Annotated in this window: 32 protein-coding genes and 2 tRNA genes; 8 read left to right on the plus strand and 26 right to left on the minus strand. The window is 47.7% G+C overall.

What is annotated here, in order from left to right:
* Positions 1-368 precede the first annotated feature (368 nt).
* The 6 genes from Q0499_RS19690 to Q0499_RS19715 all read left to right on the plus strand — a co-directional run bounded on the left by Q0499_RS19690 (position 369) and on the right by Q0499_RS19715 (position 6,971).
* On the plus strand, positions 369-2,672 hold the full coding sequence (locus Q0499_RS19690) for a diguanylate cyclase (protein WP_299203266.1): 2,304 nt from the start codon (positions 369-371) through the stop codon (positions 2,670-2,672).
* A 144-nt stretch (positions 2,673-2,816) separates the two neighbouring features.
* On the plus strand, positions 2,817-5,102 hold the full coding sequence (locus tag Q0499_RS19695) for an EAL domain-containing protein (protein ID WP_299203269.1): 2,286 nt from the start codon (positions 2,817-2,819) through the stop codon (positions 5,100-5,102).
* Between the two features lie 459 nt (positions 5,103-5,561).
* Positions 5,562-5,780, plus strand: coding sequence for a hypothetical protein (locus Q0499_RS19700; RefSeq protein ID WP_299203272.1), 219 nt, complete (start codon positions 5,562-5,564; stop codon positions 5,778-5,780).
* Positions 5,773-6,021 (plus strand): hypothetical protein, encoded by a 249-nt coding sequence (locus Q0499_RS19705; protein WP_299203275.1) that lies wholly within the window; start codon positions 5,773-5,775, stop codon positions 6,019-6,021. Before Q0499_RS19700 ends, Q0499_RS19705 begins: the two co-directional genes overlap by 8 nt.
* A gap of 262 nt (positions 6,022-6,283) precedes the next feature.
* On the plus strand, positions 6,284-6,670 hold the full coding sequence (locus Q0499_RS19710; protein WP_299203278.1) for a type II toxin-antitoxin system RelE/ParE family toxin: 387 nt from the start codon (positions 6,284-6,286) through the stop codon (positions 6,668-6,670).
* Positions 6,663-6,971: a helix-turn-helix domain-containing protein gene (locus Q0499_RS19715; protein WP_299203281.1), complete on the plus strand. Its 309-nt coding sequence runs from the start codon at positions 6,663-6,665 to the stop codon at positions 6,969-6,971. The genes Q0499_RS19710 and Q0499_RS19715 overlap by 8 nt, the downstream gene beginning before the upstream one ends.
* Positions 6,972-7,038: 67 nt before the next feature.
* Here the strand turns inward: Q0499_RS19715 and Q0499_RS19720 are convergent, their stop codons facing one another.
* Positions 7,039-8,265 (minus strand): site-specific integrase, encoded by a 1,227-nt coding sequence (locus Q0499_RS19720; RefSeq protein WP_299203284.1) that lies wholly within the window; start codon positions 8,263-8,265, stop codon positions 7,039-7,041.
* A 1,224-nt stretch (positions 8,266-9,489) separates the two neighbouring features.
* Here Q0499_RS19720 and Q0499_RS19725 point away from each other — a divergent pair.
* Positions 9,490-10,023, plus strand: a complete 534-nt coding sequence (locus Q0499_RS19725; RefSeq protein WP_299203287.1) for a DUF3653 domain-containing protein — start codon at positions 9,490-9,492, stop codon at positions 10,021-10,023.
* 202 nt (positions 10,024-10,225) lie between these two features.
* Here the strand turns inward: Q0499_RS19725 and Q0499_RS19730 are convergent, their stop codons facing one another.
* From Q0499_RS19730 to Q0499_RS19820, 19 genes are all read right to left on the minus strand, one after another.
* The gene (locus Q0499_RS19730; RefSeq protein WP_299203290.1) at positions 10,226-10,453 is read right to left on the minus strand and encodes a hypothetical protein; all 228 of its coding nucleotides are present in this window, start codon (positions 10,451-10,453) and stop codon (positions 10,226-10,228) included.
* Positions 10,450-10,788 (minus strand): hypothetical protein, encoded by a 339-nt coding sequence (locus tag Q0499_RS19735; protein ID WP_299203292.1) that lies wholly within the window; start codon positions 10,786-10,788, stop codon positions 10,450-10,452. The genes Q0499_RS19730 and Q0499_RS19735 overlap by 4 nt, the downstream gene beginning before the upstream one ends.
* On the minus strand, positions 10,788-11,384 hold the full coding sequence (locus Q0499_RS19740; RefSeq protein ID WP_299203295.1) for a hypothetical protein: 597 nt from the start codon (positions 11,382-11,384) through the stop codon (positions 10,788-10,790). Before Q0499_RS19740 ends, Q0499_RS19735 begins: the two co-directional genes overlap by 1 nt.
* Entirely contained in the window at positions 11,353-11,664 is a 312-nt protein-coding gene (locus Q0499_RS19745) for a hypothetical protein (protein ID WP_299203298.1), read from the minus strand. The genes Q0499_RS19740 and Q0499_RS19745 overlap by 32 nt, the downstream gene beginning before the upstream one ends.
* A complete protein-coding gene (locus tag Q0499_RS19750; RefSeq protein WP_299203301.1) occupies positions 11,661-12,368 on the minus strand; it encodes a hypothetical protein in 708 nt (235 codons plus the stop codon). Before Q0499_RS19750 ends, Q0499_RS19745 begins: the two co-directional genes overlap by 4 nt.
* A 1-nt stretch (position 12,369) precedes the next feature.
* Positions 12,370-12,753, minus strand: coding sequence for a hypothetical protein (locus Q0499_RS19755; protein ID WP_299203304.1), 384 nt, complete (start codon positions 12,751-12,753; stop codon positions 12,370-12,372).
* Positions 12,753-13,004: a hypothetical protein gene (locus Q0499_RS19760; protein WP_299203307.1), complete on the minus strand. Its 252-nt coding sequence runs from the start codon at positions 13,002-13,004 to the stop codon at positions 12,753-12,755. The genes Q0499_RS19755 and Q0499_RS19760 overlap by 1 nt, the downstream gene beginning before the upstream one ends.
* An 8-nt stretch (positions 13,005-13,012) precedes the next feature.
* On the minus strand, positions 13,013-13,294 hold the full coding sequence (locus Q0499_RS19765; RefSeq protein WP_299203310.1) for a hypothetical protein: 282 nt from the start codon (positions 13,292-13,294) through the stop codon (positions 13,013-13,015).
* Positions 13,295-13,338: 44 nt separating this feature from the next.
* Positions 13,339-14,187, minus strand: coding sequence for a major capsid protein P2 (locus Q0499_RS19770; RefSeq protein WP_299203313.1), 849 nt, complete (start codon positions 14,185-14,187; stop codon positions 13,339-13,341).
* Between the two features lie 11 nt (positions 14,188-14,198).
* Positions 14,199-14,366: a hypothetical protein gene (locus Q0499_RS19775; protein ID WP_299203316.1), complete on the minus strand. Its 168-nt coding sequence runs from the start codon at positions 14,364-14,366 to the stop codon at positions 14,199-14,201.
* Between the two features lie 117 nt (positions 14,367-14,483).
* On the minus strand, positions 14,484-15,227 hold the full coding sequence (locus Q0499_RS19780; protein ID WP_299203319.1) for a hypothetical protein: 744 nt from the start codon (positions 15,225-15,227) through the stop codon (positions 14,484-14,486).
* Positions 15,217-15,702 (minus strand): hypothetical protein, encoded by a 486-nt coding sequence (locus tag Q0499_RS19785; protein ID WP_299203322.1) that lies wholly within the window; start codon positions 15,700-15,702, stop codon positions 15,217-15,219. The genes Q0499_RS19780 and Q0499_RS19785 overlap by 11 nt, the downstream gene beginning before the upstream one ends.
* The gene (locus Q0499_RS19790) at positions 15,699-16,124 is read right to left on the minus strand and encodes a hypothetical protein (RefSeq protein WP_299203325.1); all 426 of its coding nucleotides are present in this window, start codon (positions 16,122-16,124) and stop codon (positions 15,699-15,701) included. The genes Q0499_RS19785 and Q0499_RS19790 overlap by 4 nt, the downstream gene beginning before the upstream one ends.
* Positions 16,108-16,290, minus strand: a complete 183-nt coding sequence (locus Q0499_RS19795) for a hypothetical protein (protein ID WP_299203328.1) — start codon at positions 16,288-16,290, stop codon at positions 16,108-16,110. Before Q0499_RS19795 ends, Q0499_RS19790 begins: the two co-directional genes overlap by 17 nt.
* Positions 16,262-18,013, minus strand: a complete 1,752-nt coding sequence (locus Q0499_RS19800; RefSeq protein ID WP_299203331.1) for a hypothetical protein — start codon at positions 18,011-18,013, stop codon at positions 16,262-16,264. Before Q0499_RS19800 ends, Q0499_RS19795 begins: the two co-directional genes overlap by 29 nt.
* Positions 18,014-18,166: 153 nt before the next feature.
* Positions 18,167-18,514, minus strand: coding sequence for a hypothetical protein (locus Q0499_RS19805; protein ID WP_299203334.1), 348 nt, complete (start codon positions 18,512-18,514; stop codon positions 18,167-18,169).
* Entirely contained in the window at positions 18,511-18,675 is a 165-nt protein-coding gene (locus tag Q0499_RS19810; protein WP_299203337.1) for a hypothetical protein, read from the minus strand. Before Q0499_RS19810 ends, Q0499_RS19805 begins: the two co-directional genes overlap by 4 nt.
* Positions 18,672-18,920 (minus strand): DUF2829 domain-containing protein, encoded by a 249-nt coding sequence (locus tag Q0499_RS19815; RefSeq protein WP_299203341.1) that lies wholly within the window; start codon positions 18,918-18,920, stop codon positions 18,672-18,674. The genes Q0499_RS19810 and Q0499_RS19815 overlap by 4 nt, the downstream gene beginning before the upstream one ends.
* Positions 18,917-19,231 (minus strand): hypothetical protein, encoded by a 315-nt coding sequence (locus Q0499_RS19820; RefSeq protein ID WP_299203344.1) that lies wholly within the window; start codon positions 19,229-19,231, stop codon positions 18,917-18,919. The genes Q0499_RS19815 and Q0499_RS19820 overlap by 4 nt, the downstream gene beginning before the upstream one ends.
* Before the next feature lie 262 nt (positions 19,232-19,493).
* On the opposite strand from Q0499_RS19820, the gene Q0499_RS19825 reads away from it, so the two are divergent.
* On the plus strand, positions 19,494-19,826 hold the full coding sequence (locus Q0499_RS19825; protein WP_299203347.1) for a hypothetical protein: 333 nt from the start codon (positions 19,494-19,496) through the stop codon (positions 19,824-19,826).
* Between the two features lie 285 nt (positions 19,827-20,111).
* On the opposite strand, the gene Q0499_RS19830 is transcribed toward Q0499_RS19825, so the two are convergent.
* From Q0499_RS19830 to Q0499_RS19855, 6 genes are all read right to left on the minus strand, one after another.
* Positions 20,112-20,390, minus strand: coding sequence for a hypothetical protein (locus tag Q0499_RS19830; RefSeq protein WP_299203350.1), 279 nt, complete (start codon positions 20,388-20,390; stop codon positions 20,112-20,114).
* A 51-nt stretch (positions 20,391-20,441) separates the two neighbouring features.
* Positions 20,442-21,107 carry a response regulator transcription factor gene (locus tag Q0499_RS19835; protein WP_299203353.1) on the minus strand — a complete coding sequence of 222 codons (666 nt, stop codon included), beginning with the start codon at positions 21,105-21,107 and terminating at the stop codon, positions 20,442-20,444.
* Positions 21,108-21,184: 77 nt separating this feature from the next.
* On the minus strand, positions 21,185-21,640 hold the full coding sequence (locus tag Q0499_RS19840; protein WP_299203355.1) for a response regulator: 456 nt from the start codon (positions 21,638-21,640) through the stop codon (positions 21,185-21,187).
* 20 nt (positions 21,641-21,660) lie between these two features.
* A complete protein-coding gene (locus Q0499_RS19845; RefSeq protein ID WP_299203358.1) occupies positions 21,661-22,533 on the minus strand; it encodes a DNA-binding protein in 873 nt (290 codons plus the stop codon).
* Between the two features lie 487 nt (positions 22,534-23,020).
* Positions 23,021-23,096: transfer RNA gene (locus Q0499_RS19850), tRNA-Gly, on the minus strand.
* 40 nt (positions 23,097-23,136) lie between these two features.
* Positions 23,137-23,223, minus strand: a tRNA-Leu gene (locus Q0499_RS19855).
* Positions 23,224-23,233 lie beyond the last annotated feature (10 nt).

Genomic DNA, 23,233 nt, shown 5'->3' on the forward strand with positions numbered 1-23,233 from the left:
GCAAAGAGGAGAATTGCCATCAAGCAGCGTGATAAGGTTTTAACCTTTGTACGGCCTGATTTAGCCTTAACGTCTTTCGACAACCGATTCAGGCTGCTTGTATATATGCGATGCACAAAATGGTGAGTATAGATGATTCACCTCAACCATCTATACCGTAGAGAGTGACACAATGAGTTAAAATAAAGTCGAGCAACAAAAGCAGCGGTAGAGGAGAGGACTCACAGGGAAAGAGGTACAAACTAGCCTTGCTTTCCGTTGACCTTCAGGCATAGGCAAACGCTTACTGAAACCAGGCAATAATTTGTCTGCCGCGTTTGTGCATAATGAAAAAACCAATGCCTGGATGGCTTTAAGAGATATAACAGATGAACAAGATCCCGGCTGTCAGCTCCAGTGATTATTACCGCATCGAAGAACTGGTTGATATAACCAGCTTTGCAGAGCTTCTGGAAGGCTACTACAAGGCAACCGGTATTCCTAACGGTCTTGTTGGCCTGGATGGTGGACTTATTACCCAGGCTGGCTGGATTGATGCCTGCACCCATTTTCATCGTGGTAACGAAGAAACAAACCGTCGTTGCGTCGAAAGTAATTGCACCCTCCTCGAACAAGCCCACAACAAAAAGGTTAGCTACTCTCTCTGTAAAAACGGGCTTTATGACTACGCTACACCCATTATTATTGAGGGTAATCATATTGCCACCCTGTTTATGGGGCAACTGCTACATACGTCGCCTGATTTTAAACATTTTGAGCAACAGGCTGAAGAGTTTAACTACGACAAAGCGGCGTATATCTCTGCAATTAAACAGGTGCCGGTCATACCCAAGGATCAGATTGAAAAGCAACTGGATCATCTGGTTCAGGTGACAACGACTCTGGCAATGAGTGCTCTGAGTTCAATCAGAGAGCGGCACCTTCAACAGGCGCTGAAAGATAGCAAAAAACAACGCATTGAGATCAAAGACCTGCTTGATAACTCCCCGGTAGGCGTAAGCTGGTGTGATGACGCCGGTAATATAGAATATATTAATCACGCATTCACCCGCATGTTCGGCTACACCCTTGAGGATCTGCCGAACGTAATGACCTGGTTTACAAAAGCGTATCCGGATGCGATAAATCATGATGAAATTATCTCCCGCTGGGAAAATTGGGCAAACAGCGATCATAGACTCACAGAACCCTTTATCGATGAAAGGACTATTCGTTGCAAAGATGGCACAACCAGAAGAGTTGCTGGGCAGGTTTCGGCTATAAACAACAAAAGGCTGTATATCTGCACCGATGTCACGGAAAGATGGCGCAGTGAACAACGTAACCTGACAAGAAATAAAATGTTGGAACGGGTTGCAAAGGGTGATCAACTCAACACTATCATGCATCACCTGATAACCGATATTGAGTCAGAAAACCCCTCGATGTGTTGTAGCATTCTGTTGCTCGATGCAGAAGGAAAGCACCTTATAAGCTGCGCAGCACCCAGCTTGCCCGACTTTTATAATGAAGCGATCAACGGCGTTGAAATAGGCGTGGGGGTGGGTTCCTGCGGCACTGCGGCCTACCTGGGAGAGCGGGTCATCGTTGAAGATATTGCCACTCACCCGTACTGGACACCTTACCGTCAACTGGCTGCCAGCGCGGGTCTGGGGTCATGCTGGTCCGAACCTATTCTCGGGTCTGCAAACCAGGTTCTCGGCAGTTTTGCCATCTATCATGCAACGCCAAGCACGCCTGATAGCGGTGATATTGAACAGATCTCTTTTGCCGCAAACCTGGCGTCAATCGCGATAGAAAATGTTATCAACCATGAAGAGCTTATCAGAAGTGAACAGGCCTATCGCAGCCTGGCAGAAAACGCTCCGGATGCTATCGCACGATATGACCGGGAGGGAGAGCTGATCTACACCAATCCTAACTTTGAGGCGCTGTTCACCAATAACCGGTCTGAAAATGACAGCTACCTTGAACATTACCACTCTGTTATCAATAAAGTGATCAGCACAGGAATACCCCAGCAGGTAGAGATCAGCATACCGACAGCATCCGGGCACTGTTATCTGATGTTCAATATTGTCAGTGAAGAGAATGATGATGGCGCAGGGGCACTGGCGATCGGGCGGGATATAACACTGCACCGGGAGATGGAGCAAAAACTCGAGAAACAAGCCCGGACTGACTTCCTCACCCAGCTCATCAACCGGGGACACTTTTTTGAATTGGCAAATCGCGAGATTCTGGTTGCCAGCCGTTATAACAATCCACTGTCACTCATTATGTTCGATCTTGATCATTTTAAGCAGGTTAACGATACCTATGGCCACGCCATCGGAGACCTGGTGCTGCAGAAAATAGCGGATGTCAGCCAGATGACCATTCGTGCTGCTGACATTCTTGCCCGGCTGGGGGGGGAAGAGTTTGTCGTGCTACTGGTGCAGACAAATCACGACGCAGCGAAGCAGAGTGCCGAACGGCTGCGTCAGGCGATTGCCCGGGCAACCATCTCTCTTGGCAGTAATGAAACGATCGCTGTCACAGCATCCTTTGGTGTGACGACAATCTCCTTTGATAAAGGCATCAGCCACACCATCAACCATATGATCTCTGACGCCGATAAAGCGATGTATCGTGCTAAACAGGAGGGACGCAACCGGGTGGTATGTGTCTGATCGACAGTTCATTACCTTTTCCTATCTGCGAAAAATACATTTTGAGGCGGAAAATTCGCAGAATACAGAAAAGGCTTACATACTGGATAAGACTTACAATCAATGCGATTGGAAAAAGCTATAAATGCAAGGCGGTGAGTTCATATGAGGCTGTTTGAAAGAGATATCTGGTCTATATTTTATATTCTGACGGCCTTCTTCACCATGTCGTTGATCGCAGTTGCATATAGTGGCTGGCATACAATCTATAAACAATACCAAACATCGCAGGAAAACAGCCTCAAACTGATTGCCAACTCTACACACTCCCTCTACCAGACTAATGGGATAATGCTCGAGATTGTAGGCCATCGTTTTATTGAAGATGTGACTTACAAAGACAATACCAACTCGATGAAAATCCTTGATGCTGCACTTCTGGAAAGCCCTGCAATTACAGCGATCGCCATAGTCAACCCGCAGGGCCAGATGCTGTTTGCCACTAATGGCCTGGATGTGGCCAGATTTCCCAACCTGTTAAAACAGGAAGATAGTCGTGAATCCTTTTTGGCGGTTATGCAAAGCCATCACATGATGTTTGGCAGAACCTACTATTTTAAACCATTCAATGACTGGATTGTGCCTATCAGAAAGGCGATCAGAGACAACCAGGGCAACGTAAAGCTGGTTATCACGGCAGCCCTTCGGCTGGATGACTCCTTTGGGTTTATGATTAAAAATGTCGATCAGAATCACCAGTACGCCATCACCATTATTCGCGATGCCGACAAATATATTCAGTATGCAAGCAATGGCAGTGAAAACAACTACGAAATCTATCGTAAACCGCTTTCACAGGAGAGAATTGATGTCTTTGAGAAGAGTATAAAACTGGCTTATGGCGCTACCTTCGATGAACTAAAACGCACTGAGCACCTACTATCATTACCCTACAAAACCGAGGATGGCGTTGAGCAACTGGCCTCGTTGAAATATGACTCAACGTATAAGCTCTGGCTTATTTCCATGACAGAAATGGCCGTTATTAAATCAGCGTTTGCACAATTGTTAATGATCTATATCACTATATTTGTAGCCATTGAGATCATTCTTTATGCTTTAGTAAAAGTTATCTTTAATGCCGACAAGAAAAGAAATTCAGACCTGTTGTATCAGGCAACCCATGACCAACTGACAGGCATGCCAAACCGAAGTTACTTGCAAACCAATATCTACAACTGGATACATGACTCCAGCCAGCCATTCAGTATTTTATATTTAGATCTGGACCGTTTTAAAAGTATCAATGACAGCTTCGGACATCAGTGCGGCGATCAACTGCTGCTGGATCTTGCCAGACGACTGCAATTAATCATCCCCAGAGACTCAACCGTCATCCGGCATGGGGGCGATGAGTTTGTCGTGCTGACGCCTTTGGTTGAATCCCGCGAAGTGCTGGGTTTTGCCAAAACAATCATTGATACCATAACCAAACCGTACACTATCAATAATTTAAAGCTTCATATAGGCGCAAGTATCGGGATAGCACAATATCCGCTTCATGGAGAGAGTTTTGACACCTTGCTGCGGTCAGCCGATATTGCGATGTACGAATCAAAAAAAATTAAGAACAGTATTCACCTCTTTGAAAACAGTATGGCAGAGGGGTATCTGCAAAACGTAAAAATTGAGCAAGCCCTGAGAAACGCTATCTCTGACAATGAACTGTTTATGGTTTATCAACCTCAGGTTACCCCTCAGGGAGACTTTTATGGTGTTGAAGCGCTGGTGCGCTGGCAAAGTGGTGCATTAGGTCTTGTCGCGCCAGATTGTTTTATCCCGGTGGCAGAAACTTCAGGTCAGATGCCCGCTATCGGGCAGTTTATTGTTCAGCAAACCCTCAAGGATATTAAAGAGATTCAGTCTGCACTGGCGCGGTCATTTCAGACCTCTATCAATATCTCAGTGCGACAGCTGATGGAACCCGGCTTCACCGATGACTTCATCAACTGTATTAAAGACAATAATCTCGACAATATATCAATCACATTGGAAATCACTGAAAGCCTGTTCATTGAAGATATACATAGTATTCGCCCCCTGCTGGATGAGATTAAAGGTCACGGTCTGTCTATTTCAATGGATGATTTTGGTACCGGTTATTCGTCACTGAGTATCCTCAGAAACCTGCCCATTGATGAACTTAAAATCGATAAGAGTTTTATCGAATGTATGTTTATCGATGAGGCGTCTCAGAAAATGGTGAAAAACATCATCATGATCGGAAAAAATCTGGGTATGGATATCGTCGCCGAAGGGGTTGAAATGAAAGAGCAACTGGACATACTAAAGGTATTCGGCTGTGACAGAGTCCAGGGGTATTATTTTTCAAAACCGTTGAAAAAAGATCAACTGATTCAGTTTATACTGAACACAAAGCGCTCCATGTAAACGTCGTGTAGCGAGGCGTGCCCTCACGCCGATAATGCCAGCCCACTGCAGGCTTTATCGCGACGGGTACCCAGGGGCATGCTAGCGGCGCTTGCTACAGAATTGCGGAGTTTTTTACTTCTGCCCAATCAATTTCAAAGCGGTTGATTCTGTGATCGCACGGCTATAGCCTCAAAAGCCACGACACAGTGGTGTTCCTGTTGATGATAGTTTTGTAGCAAACCTGACCTGATGAATTGCCTAAGATCAAACTCTCGTAAGATCACAAGCGCCTTAAATCAGCTTATGTACGGCTCCGTACAGACGCAAACTCAGCCATCACTCAAACTGTGAGCTGAAAAAACCAACGGCTTACATTGCTAGTCCCAAAAAACTCAGAGTTAAAACAATATGACAGCATACAAAGGCACTCATAGTCATATGAAAGCCAGTTTAATTTCGCTCGCGGTGTCAGCTGCTATGGCGACATGGACTCCGATTATTGCGGCTGCTCCCCAGGCTGTTAACCTTCCAGGCAGCGTTAATGCGACAGGTGAGCTGGATGGTGTCATCACAACCGGTGATTCCTATCTGGACATCGGCGACGGGCAGAATATCAATACCAATGGCATTGAGGTCAATGGCTTCAGAACCAGTACCGGCGGCATTGATTCAAAAGGCACTCGATACGATGGGTGAGCTGTCTTTTGATACCGATTGCAGCCGCTCAGTTCAGGGCACGCTTCGATTGATGATTGATGGACTGGAGTCATACACCTGGGATGGCACTGACATTCTCGATCTTGGCACATATTCCTTGTCCAGAAGCCTCTGTGACCGTCCATGCACGGTTAAAGGTCAGAAAGAAGCCTTGTGGCCAGCCAGAGAGATGAGAACCCTGCTTGAAGCCCTTCCTGATCCGGACATAAACATTCACTAACCTCTCGATGTTTATGCCGACAAATACCCGGTTATTTTGTGTTAAGGCGTTAAAATTCGTATTTATGCGGAGTTACACCTGTAATTTTCACTATACCCATGATTTATACCCGTGAAATTCAGTTGTTATAAGAATAACCCTTTTAATAATTCACATAATCAGCTGGAAATTTTGAAAGCCAACAGAAATAGATTGCTACAAGACAGTGTTTGCTATTCTAAAACTATGGTAATGTATACCACAGTTAGGGAGATTAATATCAGTGAAGATATATGTTACCGATGACTTTGATGAATTCATGGTCAAAGCACAGCTTGACGATAAGATCGTTTTCAAAGTCGCTAATGAACTGAACAATGGTCTGCATGATGGCGATCTGGATATGGGGAGACTGTTCAAAAAAAGAATACCCTCGCCCAGGCAAAGTAAACGAGATTCTAACAGGAGCGTGGTAGATATCCGTAAGGATAATCTCCTTTTTTTCATTGATGGCTGGCGCAAGGCAGATGTCCCAAAAATAGGCAAAGAGATCCCCGATAAGCTACTGGAAACATACAGACTATTGGGTGATAGCTTCCTTAATTTTACAGCTAAACAGATCGGGCAAAACATAACAGCGGGTTTGCTGAGAGAGGTTAAAAATGGTTGATACACGTTTAGACAAAATGCACGCAATGGCAAAGCGTTTTAATGACAACGGTACTATCGATCAATTAACGATGCGTAAAATTGATGCATTAGCCATGAGCGCTAAAAATGAAGAGATGACAGCAGCTAGAATTAAATCGATAAGACAGCGAGAGCACATAAGCCAGGGTGTATTAGCGACCGTTCTTAACATGAGCAGTGAAAGTGTTAAAAAGTGGGAGCAAGGCAAAACCCAGCCTCAGGGAGCCGCTTTGCGCTTGCTCAATGTCATTGATAAAAAAGGGATTGAAGCGGTTATATAACGGCTCTCATAAAGATCAAATTAAGTCTTAGTTAGTACGTCTGAATGAGTACGTCTTAACCGTTACGTTAAACCTCCTGGCCCTTAGCACTCGAAGCCCGCTCCATATTATCGGAATCCACATAAAGTTCATCGGTGGTTCTGATGCTGCCGTGTCCCAGATCAGCCTGAACGTGTGCGAGATTGCGACCTGCAGCAACTTCCATTGAGGCCCCGGTATGCCTCAGCCAATGTGTGGTGGCGGCACGTAGCTCTGAGGCTTCGACATCAAAGCCATCGGTTATCAGGGAGTGACAGCCTTCATTCAACGCGACTTCGACAATGTTCCGCAGCTGGCGACTGCCTATACCTCGATTTTTAACCCGGGATTCGATAACCGGCTCGGCAGAGTCTTTAGAGGGAAGGGGAGTCAGGCCTCTGTGGATGCGGTAGCGCTGAAGAAAGCCGATATACTCGTTGGAGATTGAGACATCACGCTCTTTAGAGCCTTTACCATAGGCGCGGAACCACCAGTTGCCTTCGTGATCCCGATGAAAATGGGACATCACCGGCAACCAGTTGGGCCGCTCAGATAGCTCTGAGATACGCAGTTTAAGCGACTTGAGTGTGGCGATAACAAATAGCGTACGCTCATGCTGTGGATCTGCCATGGCCAGGGATTTAGCGGAACTGAGCAGATATTCCCATTGCAGCTCAGACAGCCGGCGGGCGGTATTGATGCCGGTTTCCTGTCTCAGATAGGGGCAGTTTTTCTTAACAATCGGAATCTGATTACCCGGCGCATAGTCTTCTGCCATCAGATAGTTAAAGAACACACTGAGATTGGAGAACAATCCCTGCCAGGATTTCGTGTTAAGGCGACCTTTGCCAGCGCCCGCAGCACGAAAAGGGCGCCAGTTTCTGTTTGGCTCACGTAGACCATTTACCGTCGCAAAACGCCTTTCTATGGTTTCAGTCTGCCAGTGCGGATTGGGGCTGGCGACAAAGTCTGTATATTCCTCAAGATCACGTCTGCGCAGCTCCACAATGGATTTCCTCTTGATTAACCAGGCCCAGAGCAGGAGTCGTTCAGCATCACCCCGGAACTTCTCGTAGGTGTCCTGGCTCTTCTTGCTGTAGCTACTGAGAAAGTCTTTGGTATAGCGGTAATCATCAAGCGCACCTTCAACAGCAATACTGAGCACAAACGCCTCAACAGCAGGCGCCTGATCAGGAAACACTGCATTTCGGGGTATCTGATTAAAGTGCTTAGCGGAATCGAATAGTGGCAGGCCAGGGAACTCTGTAGTCGACACGGACATTAAACCTTGAGTTAGTTGTCTGAAATAAGAACGCTATTGTATGAATTAGTAACCTCAATTACCAGTAGTGTCTACTACTGGTAATTGGATAGCCCTTGATATTAGCTACTTTGTACACTGTTTATCGTATTCAACGATGAGCTTTAAAACTAAAAAAATGTGCTCCTGGTCTTAGCCGTAAGGCTGAAACGCACTCAGAACAGTCAGATAACAATTCCGATTGACGCCTTTCAATATTCAGCGGCCCATCAGATGGATCATCTCGTCTCTAACTCACAAGCCAATTTATTCCTATCAATTCTCAGCTGTGCTGAAACACTGATCCAGAAATGTCTGTACGATAATGTGAATGTAGCTGGTGCGATTCGAAAAACGGTTAGCGCCGGGCAGCTTCTCAGAACAGAGCTTTTTAGTACAGAGCTTCAATTACACGGCGATTCAATTTCATACCTCAGCACATTAAAACAATTCTTGATCAATCCAAGCTTGATGAATCCAAGAACGATAGCTAACCGATGTAGAAAGCAGGAACCAGGACAGGAGGTTGCATGTGCGGCTAACTGACTAAGTAAACTTAAGTCTTCAGCGCTCTCTGCACGTAAACTAAAACGCTTACTTTTAAGCTTTCATAGGTGATTGGATCGGGCTCTTAATTAGGGCTCTTATTCAGGATTCGTAATCAGACCTGGAGCCGTTATGCTTTTACTTTGAGTGACATTCAGAGCGACTATGAATCTTAGCGCTTGAATCTAGCTCTTGAGTCGAAAAACGCATCAGATATTTACCGATGGAGCGTAGCGTGCGCTGCGTTATGTTTTGCCATACTTTACCCACGAAACAGAATTCTTCGACGCTCTCCGCACGAAACAGATTCCTTACATATCTCATCGATTTGCCAACAGTCACTGCTGACAGTAGTACGAATAACCGCATCCAGAGCAGTACCCATAATCCCGATTACGTTAAATAGCTCAGGGCAGGCCTGCACCCACCAGGGACCGACCTGTATCACCTCTATAATTATTATATTTAACATAATATACATTATGCGCAGTCAGATAATGAGACAGTACAGGCCACTCAGCGAGTGCAAGCGCTGACAAACTCGCTCATATGACACACTAAAACGGTTGATCTAAACGCCTTTTTTCCGCCATATTCCCGGCTTCAGTGGCCGCTGATTCTGTATGAATTATAAACATGGAAAACGGATTAAAGATGATTAAAAATCAGGATGAATTGACAGGGTTTTTTATGAAAAACAGCCGCCGCTACGTGCAGAGCAAAAAATTAAACCTTGAATCGTTGGGTCTGCCGGGTCGCTATCTGACCGCCTCCGAGGTGTCCGACCTCGGGCTAGTGAGTCGCGCCCACGCTTACAAGATCATTGCCGACCCTGAGCGCTTTCTCAGCGCCCAAGTAAAGGAACTTTTAATCATTAAGGTGTTAGGTCAGATCCCCGGCTGGCAACCTGGCTGGCGGTTTGACAGTGCGCAGCAACGCATTCACACGCCGGACGGTAAAAGCTTAAGCTGTGAAGAACTGGAGAACTTCGCCTTTGTTCAGCAGTTGCTCAGCTTATGGGAAGTTGAAAACCGCGACCAGGCGCAGCAATTGGAACGCCAGAAACAGCGGATTGAGGAGTTAGAAAACCGGCTTAAATTGCCGCCTAAACTTCGTTTATACGTGAATGATTCGCTTAAACAACGGCGCAAACTTGATATTGAACAACCGGCCCTTAAAGCTGTTTAACCCGACATAAAAAACCCGGCTCAGTGGCCGGGCTTTTTCTCGATGTTATCAATACGTTCATGCGCCCGGTGTACCGAGTGTTTAACTTCTAAAAGCCCCTGTTTTAACCACGCTACATCTGTACGCATACTAATTACCGTGACCAATCCGGTCATTAATCCAGACGCTATCGCAATAAAAACCGCCTCTGACAACTCCACTATTAAGACTCCCTGTCTGTGTCGGCCCTGTCTCGCTTGAATCGCTTCTCGACATCTTCGACAAATTGATCGTCAACATCATTTGTCGTCAGCGCTGCCGCTTTTTTCATCAGCGCTACAATCGTGTTTTCTAGCACTTTTGTTAATGCTGATTCGGTTAGCATCCGCGCAATGATGCCAAAAAATATTTTCGGCAACATCGCCAATAATTGAGTCAGTAAAAATGTCATAAGTCTGGCACCTGCGTAAATTCCTTATTATCACTGTAAGGACTACCCGCCGGGTCTTGTGCTACCGGCCCACTGAAGATTCCCGTTATATCGTCCACCTTGCCCTGAAACCATGCCTCAGTCCCGAAGGTTGAACCATCCCACTCAGGATCGTTAAACAAGCGCAACGGCGCATTCACTGCACCCCCGGTGGCCGTTGCCGCCTCACCGACCGCCTTGACCCCTGAATCAATCGCCTGCTCTGCCACCGCGCCAATTTTGCGCGATACATACCACAGTGCGACCGCGCCCAGGACGCCCACGCCTATAAATTGCTCATTCGTCAATATAGCCATCACGCAAACGCCCTTTCTATTCCAAGATACTCGCCCTCAATCCGCGACCACTGCGCCGGGTTGTCTGGGGTTCGATCTGGTCGCGTATCCAAGTGCATCATCGGGCGACTTGTATCAAGATATACCCCGATCCCACTAAACCCTGACTGCTTTGCCAGATCCCGCGCTATTTTTGCATTTTCTCGAGTTAGCCCTTCCGGGAATACGTCCACCGCCCGAACCTCTCCCCATCGATCAATATTATGTTGCGATAGCTCATTCGGCCCCATATGCCGCCCCAGCGCTGCCGCATTGCCGGACACTGTAACCGCCGCACCCCAGAGCTTCGCAAACCGATCAAGCGCCAACAACTGACCTAGCGCCATGTCATCGGCCCATTCTCTGAACTCAGACCGCTTGAATCTATCCAGTTCTGACCAGATATCATCCCCTGCCGCCGGTTTTGTCTGTACCTTCATTTGTGGCACCTCCTGATATTGAACCGGGTTACTTAATACCGGCTCATCAATAACAGACTGTCTGTTAAATGCCGCCCTCGCGAGCGGCGCAGCCATCAATAACGCACTACCCAACAGCAGCAATGATTTTCTGAACATTTACAATTTCCTGATCCAGCGTATCAATCCGCGCATTCCGGATCTCTTTTTGCTCATCCGCTGACCACTGCCGCCACGCCTGCCCCCATTCTGCCCGCTCATCTTTCAGCCGCTGCAAATGTTCATCCGGGTTATATTCCGGCACTTCTGGCGCGTTCATCTTATCAAGTTCTGCCTTCCAATCCCGACAAGCGGCAATCTTTTCAGCCTGAGTTTTCAGCAATTGCGCCTCTGGTGTTGCTAGAAATGCCGACAACTCAATTATTGATATACTCGTCATAAAAACCGCCCTTGAATTACGGCAACCTGCTCACCGCTCGACCATGCTTGAAAATATACACCCAAACCAGGTGGAATTTTAAAACCTGATTTGTGGCTTACTCCCTGATTAGTTGCAACAGTATTACTACCTACAATCATATTTGAACTGCACGCGATAATCGCCGACACAGAAACATCGATAACAGACGCAACCGCAGTAGCGTTAGCTGTAATTAAACCGCTGCCCCCCGCATGAGCCGCATCAATAATGCAACCCCCTACATTTTCAGCTGGCGTAATCAGCGTTTGTACCGTTGCTGTAACCGATCTAATATGCCGCGAAAAACCCACAGATAAATCGAAAGGCGCAATATCATCAATCATTGCAACACTCTGAACATCCACCGGTTGAACAATTCGCTCAACCTCATTTACAACCATATTTTTACCTGATTGACCGTCAGATACTGATAATGTAAACGTCGTGTTATCAGTTAATGCTGTTACCTTTACCGTCGTAAACGCACGTATATTAGCGCCGCTGAATTGATGATATCGATCATAGCTCCCCACCGCTGCGACCTCATCGCGCCGCAGAATCCGACCCTCTTTTATCGTTTCCACCTTCACCGGATTGTCACAAGCGATCAGCTCCCAGGCATTCCCCCCGTCGTACTCCCGAAACTCTCCAGCGTTTAATGTTTCTGTATTAGTTCCGCTCACTTCATCGCCCTCTTAACTTTCCCAGAAGATATAAACTTCCGAGTATTCCAACCGTCCAAGCCCCGGTTTTAACCAGATATTCAAGCGCCTGCGAATCCTGCGACCGACTTGCGCTAACCCCTTCAGAAAGCACATTTTCAGCGAACAAAGCGCTGGCCTCCTGCTGGTGTTGAGTCCACCCCATTGCTGTTGTATACGTCTGATCTACCAACGCCAGCGCATTATTTGCCAGCTCCACAGACTGCCCAAACGCGCCACCGTCCAGAATTTCAACTGTTCCACCACCGTTCACATTAACCGCATGTTCCTGCGCCTGCGCACTAGCGTTATTTGTTGTTGTGGTTGTATTTGATGTCGACTTATTGCCACCGCCGAAAAGCCCCATTATTTGCCCCCGGCCAGCTTTAACAGAAACATACCCATAACCACCGCACCCCCTAACATTACCGCGCCCGTTATTAGCTTCGTTGTTCTGTCACTGCTATTTAAACCATCGAATATTGATTTATTGACGCTGAAGTTACCACCAGAAAACCCGCCAACATTTACACTCGTTTTCAAGTCCTGTGATGTTTCATCCGAAAAAGAGAATCCACCGCCCCCCATAGCAGAGGTGGACATACCAGAGCCAGCCATAACGCCCCCTAACCCTTAACAGCCAACACGACCAACACCAACGCGCCCACACCCGCCGCAATTAGCATCGCATTATCTGCACCTACCGCACTCAAACCACCCGGTTTACCCTGTGCCATGTTCTGCCCGGTAATCTGCGATTGCTCTTGCGCTGGCGCACTTTGTACGGGTTGCGCTACTACTCCGACCGGCTGACGGCTCACCTTCGCCATCTCAACGTCAGCCCACAATCCCAGACCCGTTTTAAAAATGTCTGTTATTGAGTTTCCCGATTCTTGCACTGTACTCATAAAACACCTCAGAGCGGGATTCCCCGCTCATCGTTTAACTGCTTTTAAACGTGCTGCAACACAGAGATAACCTCGGAGATCATCACTACGTTATCCGCACCGCTGAAGGTTCCCAGGAATTTAAACGCCGCTGGCTTGCCGTTGTCGCGTAGGGTTTTCAGATTTTTAGACTGATTACCATCAAACGCTGGCGCATAGGTAAACATACCGGCCTGTTTGGTCATCCGGTCTTCACCGTAAATGAACTCCATCACTGTGCGGTCGCCCTCGTCCTGAATATCCAGACCATCGCGCTTCACATCAATCTGAGTACATGTGTCGTTTTCACCGATAAGGTGCATCGAATGCAACAGAACGCCCTCATCTGATCCAAGCGGTACATCCAACGCATAGGTTTTTGCCGCCGGATAGGTTTGTTCACCCCGCAGATACGAACGGAAAAGCAGGTGATAGCCTTGGTCATCGCGCATTTTCGGCGGGCTTTTCAGCATCCAGCAATCCAGCACCGGATCTACCGCCGCCGCGTTAATTTTCACTTCGATTGAAAACGAGGAATAACCAACACTGGTATCAATCGCGCCAATTTGCTGACCTACAATAGTACGCGCCTGCGGATCAGAGAAATGGAGCACTAGCAGACTATCGCTAGTATTGCGGTTTTTCTCTTTGTTGATTTTTTCGATCTCAGCACCGGTCAGCTCTGCAATGGTTTTATTACCCAAGCGAACTTTGATCAGATCAATGTGAGCGGCAACGGTAAAACCAGGAGCCGTGCCACCTTGCAAACGCAACACCAGCGCGTCGCATGTCTCACCCTGATCCAAACGGGAAATAATGGCCGTAGAACCCGCTACAACGTTATTAAACGGTGGCTGCTTAACTGGAATAGACATAGCTCAGCCCCTTATTTAATTTCGTTAGCGACATTTTTAACCGGGTTCGTCACTGCATTGTTCGGCAGTTTACGAATCCCCCACATCACAACGCCGAAAAGCGCCATGCCCGCAACTACACTACCCGCAGTAGCCCAATTGATATTTGTGGCCTGTTTGGCCGCTGTTAACGCTTTCATATTTTTTTTACCTTCGCTGATATTTGCTTGATTTTCTTAACAAGTAAGCGAAGGTTAGAGGTAGCTTTGGCCCCCGTTCCAAATGGGTTTTGGTGGGGGCTTCGGTGATGGGTTCGGCTATGCTTTGGCCGTTTTTGGTGTTTTCTTTGCTCGCATCGGCGGCAATTTCAGCTTTCCTGTTTCAATATTGCCCAAACCGGGCTTTTTCAGCACATATTCTATCTCTCTTAATCGCTCAATCTCTGCCCGATCAATGCCGCACATATCCGACATTCGTTTTACATCCGCCGGAAAGTCCTGCATCCCCACCCATTTAAACGGCGATTGACTTAACACTGTGTTAGGCGTCTCAGCGGCCCGCTGTGCGGTCGAATGCACTACGATATAAAACTTACGGCCCCCGGTGAGTAACTGACCGTATATGCTTCGCTCCCGGCCCGCTGTTTCACATACCACAGCGACCTCTTCACAGACAACATCTAACCGCCGGTTACCGTCCCCAATCGCCCAGGCTATCGAGCAGAACCACAGAAAATCCTCACGCGACACCGGAATAGTTAGCGCAATTCTGAATTTCTTCCCGGATTTATCTGCCGCTATTACCGCCTTCAGAAAGGCTTTCTTAGCACCGGCCACGCTGCCGCATTTATTGACATCAAAGTGAACAACTTTTAGACCCCGAAAACCGCGCCGGTCAGGATCACCCGCAATATATCTATAATCTTCGTACGGGTCCCAGAGCAACAAATGGTCTGTTTCACACTTCCCCAGGTACTGAACGGCTTTTGACTTACCGCTGCCGGTTGTCCCGCAGTAGTACCCATGTAACGGCTTTAAATTGTTGTCCGGATTACGCGCCATTCTGTTCACCCCCGACCGCTACAGCAGGCACCCTGTACCGAGGTTTTTCCGGCTTTGCCTCTTCGCTTGCTGGTTCTTCCGCTGCCGGTTGTTCGGCTTTTCTGGCTTGTAAATACGCCCCAAGCAGCACACCGCCGACAAACATACCCAGCTCTATCTCTTCCGACCATTTCTCCATCCACGGCGGCGCTTTCATATCGTATTTATCAACTACCGCCTGTAGCTTGACCGCGCCCGCCAGTTTTCGCTGATCGTCAAACTCAACCGCCGGGTGGGCTCCTGCGACTAAGTTACAGAATTTTTCAGACGCGCCCAGGCAAAACCCGCTTACCCTGATAGTCTTCTCTTTTGCCTCACCTTCGCCCGCTTCGGCCTGCGCTTCGGCTTGCTGTTCCTCTTCCATGTCGTTTAGCATCGACTGAAGGTCTATATTTTCGGTCACTTCGCTGTTTTCGATCTCTTCAACTTCCATCATTTCACCGCCTTCATATTCGACATTGCACCCGAAACGCCCATGACCGTTAGACCCAGCGCCAAACCACCCAAAAGCACTTTTGCCAACAGCGGCACTTTTGCCGCTTGCACCGCTTCAGGCTCCGTTTCCAGCGCTTCAGGGTCAAACAGGTCAATCTCTGTTTCGCTTGTTTCGGCTTCGATCTTTGCCGCCGCTTCGATCAGGTTAGGCGGTGATACTTCCGGCTCACCGTCTAACCATTCTGTATGATTCCACAGATAGGTCTGAAGAATTGCGCCTGTACTCTGATCGACTTTGCAGGCCGGGCAGACTGAATAAAGATAATGATTCCGGCCTTTGATCATCGTTCTTGTTTCTGCTTTCTTGTCGCACCCCTGCCGCCCGCACGGGTGAAATCCGATTGTTTTAGGATTCGTTTGCATTGCTTGCCGCCTCCAGCGCTTCCAGTTTTGCCAACATGCCGACCAACAGACGCGCCGACATATCTACTGCTTTTTCTGCCTCTGCTGCTTTGCCCAGCATACCCGCCTCTTTTGTGGTTTTGATCTGCTGAATTAGCTCAGCCGCCTGTTTTTTCAATGCTTTCACTTTCTAGCCCCCCGTATTGAACCCAACTATTGAAAATCTCGTACTGCTCTTGCTCCCGATCCCCGACCAACTCTATGCACTGCCGGTAAACTGAAAGCGGCATACCCCAGAACCGGCGCGCTGCCCGTTTTGCGAACATGCGAAACTGAAATTCTTTAAACCAATTCGAATCAGGTCGCGGGTTTTCCGGGCTCCAAGCGTCCCCCTCAGCCTTTGGCGGTAACCAAGTATTACCCGGTTGCATTTCCTGACTTGTCGCCCACGCTTTGAACTCCTCGAAACGTTCCTTACCCTTGATCATTAACTGATATTTGCTGGCGATTGCTGGCAACCTGTTTAACGCCTTTCGCACTTTCCCGAGTGTTTGACCGATTTTAAACCGCTGTTTTTTGTTAGCCTTCGGTGTTGCGTCTAATGCTTTTTTAAGCTGCGCCCGCTTTGCAAAATGTCCACCGTACAGCGCAGAAAAATAATCATGTGTATCCGCAATAAGACTTCCCATAATCCCCATTTCATAACGACCCACTTGCACCCACTCCGGCGCCCTTGAATCCCGGCTGATACCGTAACGATTCCCCTTTACCGGCCCTTGGTCGCTTTCGCCGTTAGCCTTGCTCAGATACCCCGCCGCTTTCGCCAGATAAGCTCCGGCGTTCTCTGTGTCCTTCATCTTTTCCAGTGTTGCGAACCCATGCCCCCACACCTTTTCAACTCGCTTCGCCCAGGCATCGAAAATGCAACCTATCCCGGCGCTGTTTTTTGGCCCATACGGGACGCCCCAATCCATCAGCACATGAATATGCGGATTGCGTTCTCCGTCCTGATTCAATGGGTTTTCTACTACCCAGCAATAGAGAATGTTTCGCCCTACCACTCCCTTGATTCTTCGCTTAACGCCACCCGGGGCAGTGTATAAAAAACCACGCTGGCGTATTTTGTTCATTGCATCCCAAAACCTGCCGATCTCTTTCTGGATTGTTATCTCTCCCGACTCCAGCTTTTTGCGCTGCTCTGGTTCAACAGTCAACGTCAAAAACGTCTTATATCCGCCTTTTTTAAGGTGCATGTATTGGCACGAATCCGCGATTTTAGTCGCCCCGCCCATGCTCAGAGTATTGGTTATGCGCTCCCCCTCCTGCTCAGGTGGTATCGCGTGACACTGGTCAACCTGAGTTCTGATTCTGTACTCCTCTGACCAGTCCCGGTGCGTTATCACTGTATACGCCTGTCCTGCTGTTCCTTCGCTTTTTCGTTCAACCGGCACTAACTCCCCGGTTGTCATTAGGTCGTCTAACTGAACATTGCACCCGCCGAAATTAACCACCTCTCCGAAGTTATCCGGCAGTAAATCCCGCTTTTTACTGATTACGTCATCAACGCCCAGCAATTGCGCCAATTGCTGCGCCTCGCTTGTCTTACGGTTTTGCTCCTTCCGTGCGGCCCTGAATACCTCTAATTTGGCCATTTCCTCCGGAGTCGGACATTTGGCCGCCTCGACTAGCCTATTACGCTCAGCTTCGCTGATCGCAGAGCGAAACGGCGCAGCAACTGGATTATTAATCGAATCCATCACAGCCCAAAGCCGGGAAAATGCCTCTTTATCAATAGACGATTTAACGCGATCACTCGACCAGGGCACATAACGCGGATTAGTTTGATCCTGAGAGGACAAAGAAAAACCCGACACAGGCCGGGTTATTGGTATTTCTAAATTAACAGGCATTTTTCAACACCCTTTTGTCAAGCTCTGGCCGGTATGGGATATATTGATCGCAGACCTTACATGTCCAACCCGCCCCGCGCTCCCAGCCACGGCCAAAGATTGAACATTCAACGGCGTTATGAATTTTCATTTTCCCGTAGCACTTTTCGCAGTTCATCGCAGCACCGTTACAGGAACACGTGAAAATTCAGCGTATCCCAAAGAGCATTTGACATCTTTGAACTCTTCAGAGTAGATAAAACAACGTACTCTCTGTGTCTTCTTTTGATGCACAGGCACTACACACTTACCAAGCTCTGCTTGCGGCAAGTCATACCCTTTCATCAACCACCGAATATCATCTACTGTCGATCTAATGTGATCCTTACCATCAATTTCAATCGTAATTTCATCATCACCATTGACACCATCAATCAACAAAAACCGGATACCCATACCCGCGCAGAATATAAACTCAGCCCTTTGTCCAGCTCCACACTGACCATCACCATAAATAATCATACTTTCTGCGCCTCTTTCAGCACTTCAGCCGCTGACTTGAAATGCCCGGTATTCATCCAGCTAAGCGCCGACCCGTTAAGCTCTTTCATCTTGTAAAAACGGGCATTGGCGGCGCGTAGCTGTTTCTCTAACAGCCGGATTCTTTCCATAGCAGGGCTCATGCTGAAACCTCCCAATCTTCAGCAAGCATATCCGTCTGACTCGACAACCACGGAACAAGCCCGTTATCCGCTGTTTTCATACAGATAAAAGGCAACGTTGCAAACTCGTTAACCCCAGGCGTATCTGTTACAAAATCCCACTCAAAACCAAATACCTTAAACAGAAACATTCCCTTACCATTCCAACCGGCCCGCTGAACCTTTCCGCCAGCTTCCATATGCTTAATAGCTTCTCCGATATTCATGCTGAAACCTCCCCGAGCGCTTCAACCTGCATAATCAGAGCGCGAATTTTTCCCGCCGCACCAGCCCCCTTTAAACTTACATTAATAGACTTCCCCGAATACCCTGACACCCACCCATCATAAAAAAATCGGCAACATATGCTGTCAACGTGTGCTGAGTAATCAATAAAAATATCTGGCCTGCTGGTCATTGACACCCGAACACAGGCGCTCATTAGCTCACCGGCCAGCGCCGCTACAATATCTCTATCAGTTGGGTATTCATTCGACCCGGACAGGTCTGGAATTTGTACTGCACTTGCGTTTTTCATGTTCAATTTCTCCTAGTCGCTCCCTCCCGTTGCAGATTAAAGCGGGGGCTGGCCAGCCCCCTTGCAACAGGAGAATTGCTCGAAATGGGTAGAGGCATACCTTCACAGATAAAAATCTCCAGCAGCCCCGTGGTTGTCGCTTCTCAGGTCGACTGAGCAACAATACATTAAGCCAGCCTAAATATTCAAGCCAGCTTAATGACTGGCATTATCATTTTGCGACTACTACTATTTAAGCTCGGTTGAACTTCTCAGGTGATCTATGAACTACGCACAAAAGCTATTGACACGGCTAAAAGCCAACCATGACGGGTGCTCAGACTACCGCGCCGCCCAAATTCTCGAAATATCCCCAGCCTCCATATCTCTGGTCAAACAGGGACGTAACGGCTTTAGCGACCAAACCATAAACAAAATCGCTCAGCTACTGGGTGAAAACCCTATGAAAGTGATAGGACAGTATCATTTAGAGACTCAGGATTTCCCCAGCATGAACAACGTATGGGAAGCCATGGTTGAATGGGGATTCAAAGAAGAAATGAAACAATATCAACGAGTTACAGAAGATGGAATTGGCAAGGTTTCCGGGCTTTGACCGGCAAAACACGACCGTTTTCTATTTACATTTGTATACATTATGCGTAGTCGTATATTTATAGTTAGATGCGCTATCTAGGGCCATCAAGGCTAGCTAAGGCTTACTTCGATAATTATAAAATTTGGTTTATATATCGTGCGCTACGTGAAAAATCCGGAGGTTTTGGCGGTAAACACCACCGCAGGCGACGCTCAGCATGAAAAAAAACAGGTGATCATCGATCACCTGCTCTGGATGTTTGTTACGAAATTTGGGGATACGTTGTGCGGAAAATGAGGCTGATCAGGAGATCAAAACTGGATGCTCAGGAGACTCGTAGCTGCATACCAGATAGGGAGAAACAGACACCAACTCTCGTGTTTGGTATGACTGCACAATCAGCTCCTGGGCGCCGCAAAGCTTATCTATTTTTGCCAGCACCTGGTAAGGCGCACCCCGGCAAAGTAGCCGCCGGTTACTGCTGTAAAAGTCTGCATCGAGGTAGATATCATCACCGACATGTATTTCACGCCAGAGAAAATCGGCCTCTAGAATAAGCTCGGACTGATCCTGATCGTACATTGATTACGCCTCAAATTGGCACGCGTTAATAGTGCGTCCTGAATGAAATATTCAGGCTTCTACAATACTATGACGTATTGCAATATGTACAAGTTCAGAATTGTTGTTGATACCCAGTTTGCGCAGGATATTGGCGCGATGGGCGTGGACGGTTTTAGGACTTAGAAACATCTTTTCAGCGATCTGAGCCGCAGATTGCCCCTGCGCGAGACAGGAAAAGATCTGAAATTCACGCTTAGTGAGCTTATTAAAGGGAGAGCCACTGTCTGCAGCGCCTGGAGAAAGCATTTCACGAATGCTTTCTGCGTAGTACGTACGCCCTTCTGAGACCTCATATACGGCCTTGAGAAGCTCATCAGGGGCACAGCGCTTAGTCAGATAGCCTGAGGCGCCAGCCTGAACCACATGGGCTGGAAACGGCTCGCTCTCCATGACGGTCAGAACCAGAACTTTCGCATCAGGGTCTTTGGCGCGGATAACCCGTATCGCTTCAAGGCCACCAAAGATCTGTATACCATCGCCTTCAGACGCATCCGCAGGCATAGACAGATCCATAATGACAACATCAGGACGGGTTGCAAAATACTTCTCTACCGCTTCCTGGCCACTGCTGGCCTCAGCAATGATATCGATTCCGCTGTCATTATCCAGCAACCGCTGAAAACCCGCTCTTACAACCGGATGATCATCAACCAATAAAACCTTGATAGCACTCATGTATAGTTCAGATCCATTTGAATATTCCATCGACCGGCTAATTATACCGATCGCTGAACAGGAATGTAGTGGCAAAATCAGTCGTTGTTATCGTTTCCAATAACACTGTCGGCTCCGCGGTAGACACCATGTGTATCGATATCAAGAGCGACCGCGGGAGACACATCATCAGAACGAACTACCACCGGCATTGCAACCAGCTCATCGCTATAACCAATCAGCTTGATGCCCTCTTTCTTGCAATGCATCAGCACCTTCTCAAGCGCTCTGATGACGGCCGCCTGGCGTGTGCTGAGGTGGCGGTCACTTGGCTGGTCATCGGATGGTTTTTTACTGGTGACCTGTCGGGTAGCATACCCCTGTTCATCAACCAGTTGTAGCGTGATGCCTGCCAGCTTTTCTTTAACCAGCACCACCTTAGCCAGGTTGAAAACAGCTTCATCCGTACAGCAAACTGCTCCGTCAGGATCACAATTCTTAATCCCCTCAAGAATCTCTGCGTACGCTGAGCCTTTATCCAGATATGTATCCATAGTCTCTAATATTCAAGTGGTTATGACTTTAACTTAAAGTTTTCAAGCAATGAATGAAGACGTTCAACTTCACTCTCTTTTTCCTTCAGGCGAGCCTCAAGCAGCGCATCATCACTGCCCGTTTTCAAGCGCTGCTCCATCTCACGATAGCGCAGATCCTGCTGACTAATAACCTGCTCCAGTTGATGTTTCTCTTTGATGCTTTGCCGCTCAATATCAAGCAAAGAGCCTCTGAGCTGACGGTTTTCGTCCTGCAGAATCATTAACTGTTTTTCCAGCCTTGAAGACTCTCCTTCAAGGTACTGATTTTTATGCTGGTATTCCAGCAGTTCCTGTTGCTGATTACCACCACTATTGCGCTCAAGCTGCTCCAGTGTGATCTCAAACTCTTTAATCTGCCGTCTGAAATCACGATTTTCGGATTCAAGGCGCATCTCGCGCTCATCCTGGGCCAGCTGTTTTTTATGCTGCTCAGCAATGGTTTCAAGGCTGCGCTGATTCTCGCTCAGGAGCTTATCAGACAGATCCTGCAGGCGTCGAAGATCGTCACGACTCTCTATGCTGCGCCCTTCCAGCTCCGCTTTCAGCTCCAGATAGCGCTGCTCAAGCTGCTCCCGCTGGTCCGATAGCTGATGTTCAGCATACGCCAGAGCCTGCTGCCACAAAGTGTTAGCGCTGGTAAAGACAGGCTCAGGGATGTCCGGACGGGCATTCTGCTCAATCAACCGCTTGCCCAGCCCCTGCCACCAGTCATTCAGCGCTTTATTAATCGTGGTGAGACTGCCAGAGCCCAGCTCGTTGCGCACCATCTGTTGCGTAGGCTTGCGGCCCTGCGCCAGCAGGTTATCTGCGATTTCAAATACTTTTTCGTAGGTCTTTGGAGTCATAGTCATGATATTAAAAATACACAATACATATTAGATATTTATCTTATCTCACTAACCCAAACGTCACCAGCTAAATCAACCGCCGCAAAAAAGACAGAATAGCGAGCCAATGACTAGCAACTCCTGTCAGAACATTGATTTGCGCCATTATCGTCTTATGCAGACACAAAACCAAGACAACAAAAGATCACCGCATCACAATCGATCTACTCCATCAATATCTTTTGATTTCAGTCATCTCTGTAGCAAGCATTTTGCTATCGCTCATTCTTATATCGCTCCGCAGACGAATGTCTGCATCTGTACGCAAATAGCTAATAGCAAACAGATTCTCTTTGAGTAAGCTGAATACAGCACCGCAGCGAATCAGACATTGATATTGCTGAAATAAAAACGAAGACTTTTAAGCGATAGTGAGTAATTGGAAACTAAAAAATAATGAGTCTGATTTAGATGGGATTTTTGAGAGGGAGTAGATAGGATAATGTGAAGATGGAGCGGAATATCGGGCTCGAACCGACGACCTGAACCTTGGCAAGGTTCCGCTCTACCAACTGAGCTAATTCCGCTTCACATACCTTTTAAACAACAGATACTGCTATCTGCAAATGGTGCCCGGAGCCGGACTTGAACCGGCACGACCTTTCAGTCGGGAGATTTTAAGTCTCCTATGTCTACCGATTCCATCATCCGGGCTAAGCAAATA

Source organism: uncultured Amphritea sp., assembly GCF_937127095.1.
In the GTDB taxonomy this organism is placed as follows: Bacteria; Pseudomonadota; Gammaproteobacteria; order Pseudomonadales; family Balneatricaceae; genus Amphritea.

Bases quoted from the DNA above. Each gene is read 5' to 3' on its own strand.
- Q0499_RS19690 (WP_299203266.1), top strand. From the start codon at position 369: ATGAACAAGATCCCGGCTGTCAGCTCCAGTGATTATTACCGCATCGAA.
- Q0499_RS19695 (WP_299203269.1), top strand. From the start codon at position 2,817: ATGAGGCTGTTTGAAAGAGATATCTGGTCTATATTTTATATTCTGACG.
- Q0499_RS19700 (WP_299203272.1), top strand. From the start codon at position 5,562: ATGGCGACATGGACTCCGATTATTGCGGCTGCTCCCCAGGCTGTTAAC.
- Q0499_RS19705 (WP_299203275.1), top strand. From the start codon at position 5,773: ATGGGTGAGCTGTCTTTTGATACCGATTGCAGCCGCTCAGTTCAGGGC.
- Q0499_RS19715 (WP_299203281.1), top strand. From the start codon at position 6,663: ATGGTTGATACACGTTTAGACAAAATGCACGCAATGGCAAAGCGTTTT.
- Q0499_RS19725 (WP_299203287.1), top strand. From the start codon at position 9,490: ATGATTAAAAATCAGGATGAATTGACAGGGTTTTTTATGAAAAACAGC.
- Q0499_RS19730 (WP_299203290.1), bottom strand. From the start codon at position 10,453: ATGACATTTTTACTGACTCAATTATTGGCGATGTTGCCGAAAATATTT.
- Q0499_RS19735 (WP_299203292.1), bottom strand. From the start codon at position 10,788: ATGGCTATATTGACGAATGAGCAATTTATAGGCGTGGGCGTCCTGGGC.
- Q0499_RS19740 (WP_299203295.1), bottom strand. From the start codon at position 11,384: ATGTTCAGAAAATCATTGCTGCTGTTGGGTAGTGCGTTATTGATGGCT.
- Q0499_RS19745 (WP_299203298.1), bottom strand. From the start codon at position 11,664: ATGACGAGTATATCAATAATTGAGTTGTCGGCATTTCTAGCAACACCA.
- Q0499_RS19755 (WP_299203304.1), bottom strand. From the start codon at position 12,753: ATGGGGCTTTTCGGCGGTGGCAATAAGTCGACATCAAATACAACCACA.
- Q0499_RS19760 (WP_299203307.1), bottom strand. From the start codon at position 13,004: ATGGCTGGCTCTGGTATGTCCACCTCTGCTATGGGGGGCGGTGGATTC.
- Q0499_RS19765 (WP_299203310.1), bottom strand. From the start codon at position 13,294: ATGAGTACAGTGCAAGAATCGGGAAACTCAATAACAGACATTTTTAAA.
- Q0499_RS19770 (WP_299203313.1), bottom strand. From the start codon at position 14,187: ATGTCTATTCCAGTTAAGCAGCCACCGTTTAATAACGTTGTAGCGGGT.
- Q0499_RS19775 (WP_299203316.1), bottom strand. From the start codon at position 14,366: ATGAAAGCGTTAACAGCGGCCAAACAGGCCACAAATATCAATTGGGCT.
- Q0499_RS19780 (WP_299203319.1), bottom strand. From the start codon at position 15,227: ATGGCGCGTAATCCGGACAACAATTTAAAGCCGTTACATGGGTACTAC.
- Q0499_RS19785 (WP_299203322.1), bottom strand. From the start codon at position 15,702: ATGATGGAAGTTGAAGAGATCGAAAACAGCGAAGTGACCGAAAATATA.
- Q0499_RS19790 (WP_299203325.1), bottom strand. From the start codon at position 16,124: ATGCAAACGAATCCTAAAACAATCGGATTTCACCCGTGCGGGCGGCAG.
- Q0499_RS19800 (WP_299203331.1), bottom strand. From the start codon at position 18,013: ATGCCTGTTAATTTAGAAATACCAATAACCCGGCCTGTGTCGGGTTTT.
- Q0499_RS19805 (WP_299203334.1), bottom strand. From the start codon at position 18,514: ATGATTATTTATGGTGATGGTCAGTGTGGAGCTGGACAAAGGGCTGAG.
- Q0499_RS19810 (WP_299203337.1), bottom strand. From the start codon at position 18,675: ATGAGCCCTGCTATGGAAAGAATCCGGCTGTTAGAGAAACAGCTACGC.
- Q0499_RS19815 (WP_299203341.1), bottom strand. From the start codon at position 18,920: ATGAATATCGGAGAAGCTATTAAGCATATGGAAGCTGGCGGAAAGGTT.
- Q0499_RS19820 (WP_299203344.1), bottom strand. From the start codon at position 19,231: ATGAAAAACGCAAGTGCAGTACAAATTCCAGACCTGTCCGGGTCGAAT.
- Q0499_RS19825 (WP_299203347.1), top strand. From the start codon at position 19,494: ATGAACTACGCACAAAAGCTATTGACACGGCTAAAAGCCAACCATGAC.
- Q0499_RS19830 (WP_299203350.1), bottom strand. From the start codon at position 20,390: ATGTACGATCAGGATCAGTCCGAGCTTATTCTAGAGGCCGATTTTCTC.
- Q0499_RS19835 (WP_299203353.1), bottom strand. From the start codon at position 21,107: ATGAGTGCTATCAAGGTTTTATTGGTTGATGATCATCCGGTTGTAAGA.
- Q0499_RS19840 (WP_299203355.1), bottom strand. From the start codon at position 21,640: ATGGATACATATCTGGATAAAGGCTCAGCGTACGCAGAGATTCTTGAG.
- Q0499_RS19845 (WP_299203358.1), bottom strand. From the start codon at position 22,533: ATGACTATGACTCCAAAGACCTACGAAAAAGTATTTGAAATCGCAGAT.